This is a genomic window from Mycobacterium sp. SMC-17 (genome assembly GCF_045310915.1).
In the GTDB taxonomy this organism is placed as follows: domain Bacteria; phylum Actinomycetota; class Actinomycetes; order Mycobacteriales; family Mycobacteriaceae; genus Mycobacterium.
Genome location: NZ_JBJIAK010000103.1, coordinates 1 through 5,669, shown reverse-complemented (window position 1 = coordinate 5,669; position 5,669 = coordinate 1). Strand labels below are relative to the sequence as shown.

The 5,669-nt window shown below is 62.7% G+C and carries 4 protein-coding genes; 3 read left to right on the top strand and 1 reads right to left on the bottom strand.

The window, feature by feature from the left end:
• Window positions 1-386 precede the first annotated feature (386 nt).
• The 3 genes from ACJH7A_RS29850 to ACJH7A_RS29840 are packed head-to-tail and all read left to right on the top strand — an operon-like array spanning window position 387 to window position 4,068.
• Window positions 387-1,745, top strand: coding sequence for an LLM class flavin-dependent oxidoreductase (locus tag ACJH7A_RS29850; protein WP_226519097.1), 1,359 nt, complete (start codon window positions 387-389; stop codon window positions 1,743-1,745).
• Entirely contained in the window at window positions 1,742-2,818 is a 1,077-nt protein-coding gene (locus ACJH7A_RS29845) for a 2'-hydroxybiphenyl-2-sulfinate desulfinase (RefSeq protein WP_226519096.1), read from the top strand. Before ACJH7A_RS29850 ends, ACJH7A_RS29845 begins: the two co-directional genes overlap by 4 nt.
• Window positions 2,815-4,068, top strand: a complete 1,254-nt coding sequence (locus ACJH7A_RS29840; RefSeq protein ID WP_293021514.1) for an acyl-CoA dehydrogenase family protein — start codon at window positions 2,815-2,817, stop codon at window positions 4,066-4,068. Before ACJH7A_RS29845 ends, ACJH7A_RS29840 begins: the two co-directional genes overlap by 4 nt.
• Before the next feature lie 109 nt (window positions 4,069-4,177).
• Here the strand turns inward: ACJH7A_RS29840 and ACJH7A_RS29835 are convergent, their stop codons facing one another.
• Window positions 4,178-5,458, bottom strand: coding sequence for a CdaR family transcriptional regulator (locus ACJH7A_RS29835; protein ID WP_293021516.1), 1,281 nt, complete (start codon window positions 5,456-5,458; stop codon window positions 4,178-4,180).
• Window positions 5,459-5,669: the final 211 nt, after the last annotated feature.

The window sequence follows — 5,669 nt, the reverse complement described above, 5'->3', positions numbered from 1 at the left end:
CGTTCACCATGACTCGTTGATCACAACGCGTGAACCACGCCAGATCCGAAGTCCACCACTCCCCGGGACGCTATCCGGGTCGCCTGCGGAGCAACGCGCCTCGCATTGACCCAGCCTCCCGGCGATTCGACGCCACCGTGTCACGTGTTGAACAGCAAACCCGACCCCGGTTGGCGCGCCACTACGTTAAGTTCCATTTCGCCCCGGGGATTCGTACAAATCCGTCCTGAGAATTGTTGTTGGCAAGCGTCTTTCGTCGTGAGGCCGGATGTCCGTGCCACGCGCCGATAGACCCCGAGAACGCCGGGTCATAGCCGTCCGCCCCCATGCAATCACGCCGCTTTTAACCCTGTCCGTTGTGGTCGGCAGCGCGCATGCTCGTATACATGTCCCGACCAAGACACATGCACCTCGCCGGCTTCTTCTCCGCGGGAAACGTCACCCACGCTCACGGCGCCTGGCGGCACGTCGGCGCAACGAACGAGTTTCTTAGCGGGCGGTACTACAAGGAGATCGCCAGGACGCTCGAACGCGGGAAGTTCGATCTGCTGTTCCTGCCCGACGCTCTCGCGATCGAAGACAGCTACGGGCACAATCTTGAAACCGGCGTCGGACTGGGCGGCCAGGGCGCTATTGCGTTGGAGCCGACCAGCGTTGTAGCGACGATGGCCGCCGCGACCGACAAGCTCGGACTCGGGGCGACCGTATCGACCACCTACTACGCGCCGTATCACGTTGCACGAGTGTTCGCGACGCTGGACAACCTCTCCGACGGACGAGTCTCGTGGAACGTGGTCACCTCCCTCAACGACTCCGAAGCCCGCAACTTCGGTGTTGACGAACACCTCGAACACGACCAGCGGTACGACCGCGCCGACGAGTTCCTGGAGGCGGTGAAGAAGCTGTGGGCGTCCTGGTCAGACGACGCGCTGTTATTGAACAAGGCGGGCGGCCAGTTCGCGGACCCGAAGCGGGTGCGTTACGCCGACCACCGGGGCACGTGGCTGTCGGTGCGCGGTCCGCTGCAAGTGCCCAGATCCCGGCAAGGTGAGCCCGTGATTCTGCAAGCCGGTTTGTCACCGCGTGGACGTCGCTTCGCCGGCCGCTGGGCGGAGGCGGTGTTCAGCATTTCGCCCAACGTCGACGTCATGCGCGCGACGTATGCGGACATCAAGTCCAACGTCGCCGCAGCCGGACGTGACCCTGACCAGACAAAGGTCTTCACCGCGGTGATGCCCATTCTGGGCGAGACCGAGGCCATCGCCAACGATCGACTCGAATACGTGAACTCGCTGGTACACCCTGAAGTGGGGTTGTCGACGCTGTCGAGCCACAGCGGCGTCGACCTGTCCGCGTACCCGTTGGATACCAAATACTCCGATATTGTCGGCGATCTGGGCGACCGTCACGTCCCCACCATGTTGCAGATGTTCTCCGCTGTCGCCGGCGGTGCGGATCTGACGCTCGCCGAGCTCGGCCGCCGCTACGGTACGAACGTCGGGTTCGTTCCCCAGTGGGCGGGAACGGCCGAGCAGATCGCCGACCTGCTGGTCGACCACTTCGAGGCGGGCGCGGCCGACGGTTTCATCATCTCCGCCGCTCATCTTCCCGGCAGTTACGACGAGTTCGTGGACCAGGTGGTGCCACTCCTTCAGGAACGCGGGGTGTTCCGCGCCGATTACGAGGGAACGACGCTTCGGGAGCACTTGGGCCTCGATGTACCCCACGCGGAGGCGGTCGCATGACGACGGGCGTCGAGCGCGATGTTCTCGCGTACAGCAATTGCCCCGTGCCGAACGCGCTCCTGACCGCTCTGGAATCCGGTCGCCTGACACGGGAAGGCATCTCACTCGAAGTGCTCACCGGCAGCCAGGGTGATCTGCACTTCACCTACGACCACCCGCAGTACACCCGCTTCGGTGGCGAAATCCCACCGCTGGTCAGCGAGGGACTGCGGGCACCGGGCCGAACACGCCTTCTCGGTATCACCAGATTCGTTGGACGACAGGGCTTCTACGTGGCCGCGGGTAGCCAGGTAACCGATGCTGCCGGGCTTGCCGGCCGACGCGTCGGCGTCTCGTCAGCGGCGGTCCGCATCCTGCGACGGGAACTGGGTGATTACCGGCGACTCGATCCATGGAACCAGACCCTGACCGCTCTCGGCACATGGGAAGCTCGCGGCCTCCTTGCAACGCTGAGTCGCGGTGGCCTCGAACTCGGCGACGTCGAACTCGTCGCCATCGAAACACCGGGGGTCGACCTGCCGCCGGATCAACTTCACTCATCGTCGAGTATCAAGGGTGCGGACCTGTTCCCCGCCGTCGCTTCGCATCAGTCCTCCATCTTGGCGTCCGGCACGGTAGACGCACTCTTCAGCTGGTTGCCGTGGGCAGCGGAACTGGAGGATCTCAGCGGCGCACGGATCGTCTCGGACCTCAGCGACGACGACCGCAACATCTACGCCAGCGTGTGGACGGTGAGCGCGCGATTGATCGACGATCGACCGGATCTGGTGCAGCGACTGGTCGACGCGGCCGTCGACGCGGGACGGTGGGCCCGTGATCATCACGACGAGGTAGTGGCCATTCACGCCGAGAATCTCGGCGTTGCACAGTCGGCCATCGGACGGGGCTTCGGTGCGGACTTCAACAAGCATCTCGGCCCCGCACTCGACGACGAGTCGTTCACGATTCTCGAGCAAACCCAGCGGTTTCTGCTGGACCGTCAGCTCATCGATCGCGCCACCGACCTAGAACAGTGGTCCGCCCCCGACTTCCTCGCCGACAGCATCAAACGATTGACCACGATAGGAGCATGACGATGACATTAACCACCGACGCACACCACAAGGGTGCACAGGCGCTCGCCGATCCCGTCGCGGTCGCCAAGGACCTCGCCTCCACCTGGACCGACGGTCTGCTTGAACGCGACCGCGCCGGCGGCTCAGCCACCGCGGAGCGAAATGCTCTGCGGGACAGCGGACTCCTGTCCCTCGCCGTTCCGCAGGAGTTCGGTGGCTGGGGAGCGTCATGGTCGACGGTCTTCGACGTCATCCGCGAGATCGCCAAAGTGGACGGCTCCCTCGGTCACCTGTTCGGCTATCACATCGTGGACATCGCCTTCGTCGAACTACTGGGTTCGACCGAGCAGAAGGAGTCGACCTACCGCGAGGTGGCACAACACAATCGGTGGGCGGGCAACGCGTCGAGTGAGAACAACAGCCACGTCCTCGATTGGAAGGTCCGCGCGAAGCCGGTGGCGGACGGTGGGTATCGGTTCGACGGCGTCAAACACTTCAGCAGTGGTGCAAAGGGTTCCGATCTGCTCCTCGTGTTCGGTGTCGTTCAGGACGACTCGCAGCAGCAGGGGGCGATCATCACGGCGGTGATCCCCACCGATCGAGCGGGTGTCGTCGTCAACGACGACTGGGACGCGCTCGGCATGCGCCGAACCGACAGCGGCACTACCGAATTCCATGACGTCGAGGTGCGCGCCGATGAGGTGCTCGGCGGTCCGAACGCCGTGCTGAGCGCTTTCTTCCAGTTCCAGCGAGGCAGTCTCTTCGGCCCCCTGGTGCAGCTGGCCTTCGTCAACGTGTACCTCGGCATTGCGCGGGGAGCCCTCGACGCAGCCGCCGAGTACACCCGCACTCAGGCAAGGCCGTGGACACCGGCTGGCGTGACCCAAGCAGTTGAGGATCCATACGTTATCCGCACCTACGGCGAGTTCGGCATCGCATTGCAAGGCGCCGACGCCGCCGCGCGCGAGGCCGCGCGAGTTTTTGAGACGGTGTGGAACAAGGGCGATCAACTGTCGGCGGAGGATCGAGGAGAACTGATGGTTCTGGTGGCGGGCGCCAAAGCGCTGGCATCGCAAGCCGCACTTGACATCACCAGCCGGATCTTCGAGGTCATCGGAGCCAGGGGGACGCATCCGCGTTACGGCTTCGATCGCTTCTGGCGCAACATCAGGACCCACACCCTGCACGATCCGGTGGCGTACAAGATCGCCGAGGTGGGGAATCATGTGTTGAACGGCGCCCATCCGTTACCGGGATTTACATCATAGGTGCGGCCACCGCGTCGCGATGTTTGATGTTTGCCGGGCAGACAAACGTGATTCCACGCGGTTGTAGCTTGGAGACAGATGACCTCAAGGGAATCGCGTGACTCCCAAGCTAATGGGTATGACCATCCGAGTTGAGCACTGCTGCTCCGAACAACTCGCACATTTCTAAGGCGATCTCGACATCGAGCCGGTCGTCGGTTAGGGGGCGGCCCCGTCGCTGGGCTGCACGCCCTACTCGGTACTTGACCGTATTGCTGTGCAGGTGCAGCTCTTCTCCCGCTGACTTAAGGCTAGCTCCCGAACGGAGAAAGACTTTCGCTGTTTCACGGAGTTTTAGGTCGGCTACAGAGTTGCAAGCGAGGGGCCCGAGGGTATCGCGGACGAACATGCTCATCGCATCAATGTCATTGACGAGCAGAGAGCCAAGCGCAACCCCCGGATCGGCCGCGCTAATGAAGCGGTGCTCCGCACCTTCGGCCGCAATAGCGACTAGACGAGCCCGTTCCGCCTGGCGATGTGATCGCCGAAATCCGTCGATACCGGCGAGCGGTGTTCCTACGGCGACGTTGGGCACGTCCTGCTCTGACTCTATGAACCTGCGGAGGTGGGCCACCGCAGTCTCGTCGTTCACCGCAATCCAGGCCCACCCCACCAAACGGTCCACGGACAGATGCAGGGCGGACACGGCCCCCACCGCACGTGATGCACGTTTCAGGAGTCTCTTGGTCGTCTCCGGTTGTGCATCGTGTTCCTCTCGCGGGCGATCCCACCACAGGACGATCGCGGTATGCAGGGCGTCCAGTGGATACTGGATCATCTCGGACGTCGTGGCGATGTTGACGTCCATGCCTGCGAGAACGTCGCGTACTACCTGTGTGCGAGCTCCGCGACGATGCTCTTCCCACACCGTGTGCTCTTCTTGATACGTGCTCAGTAGCTGTTCGGAAACGCAGTCAATGTAGCCGAACGACACTCGCGTGATGTGTTCGTAGAGATCGAGCTTCAGTTCTGGTGACAGATTCGACCGTCTGATCTCGTCGATCACGAATCGCAGTCCTTGCTGATGACCCAGTCGATAAGCCCGCAGCAGGGAATTGGCCGGTACTCCACGCTGTGCCATCCTGCGGGCATGTTCAAGCGCCGCTGCGGGTGGTTCCACAATTGCGATCGGGATGTCGTAACGGAGGGTCGAAAACCAGGTTTCGACGTTCGCCGCGACAGTCTCGATGAGAAGATCTTCGAGTTGACCGTCCCCACTTAGCTCTGCGACCTCGGCCGCCAGAAGCCGCTGGATCAGATCCGGTAGATCGCGCAATTGCTGCCCCAGGCCACCGAGTACCTCGGCGACGTGAACGGGCATCGCCCTGTCAGAAGCGGGGTGAACCACCATGGGTCCATGATAGGCGCTACCTTTGTCTACTGGCGACAAACATTTCCTCGGCATTCATCGATAACCTACGTAGCTCTAGTTGAGCCACCGCGTTAATGTGGAAATCGCTGTTCCCGGCGGTGACCGGCGGATTTGAGCAATGATCAGAACCTGTGGATGAGCCTCGGCGAGGCGGCGTAGGAAAGGGCGCACCTTCCCGAGGATGATCTGA

What these genes read in the sequence shown, in the direction of transcription:
- ACJH7A_RS29845 (WP_226519096.1), top strand. Translation starts at nt 1,742, where the DNA reads ATGACGACGGGCGTCGAGCGCGATGTTCTCGCGTACAGCAATTGCCCC.
- ACJH7A_RS29840 (WP_293021514.1), top strand. Translation starts at nt 2,815, where the DNA reads ATGACGATGACATTAACCACCGACGCACACCACAAGGGTGCACAGGCG.
- ACJH7A_RS29850 (WP_226519097.1), top strand. Translation starts at nt 387, where the DNA reads ATGTCCCGACCAAGACACATGCACCTCGCCGGCTTCTTCTCCGCGGGA.
- ACJH7A_RS29835 (WP_293021516.1), bottom strand. Translation starts at nt 5,458, where the DNA reads ATGGTGGTTCACCCCGCTTCTGACAGGGCGATGCCCGTTCACGTCGCC.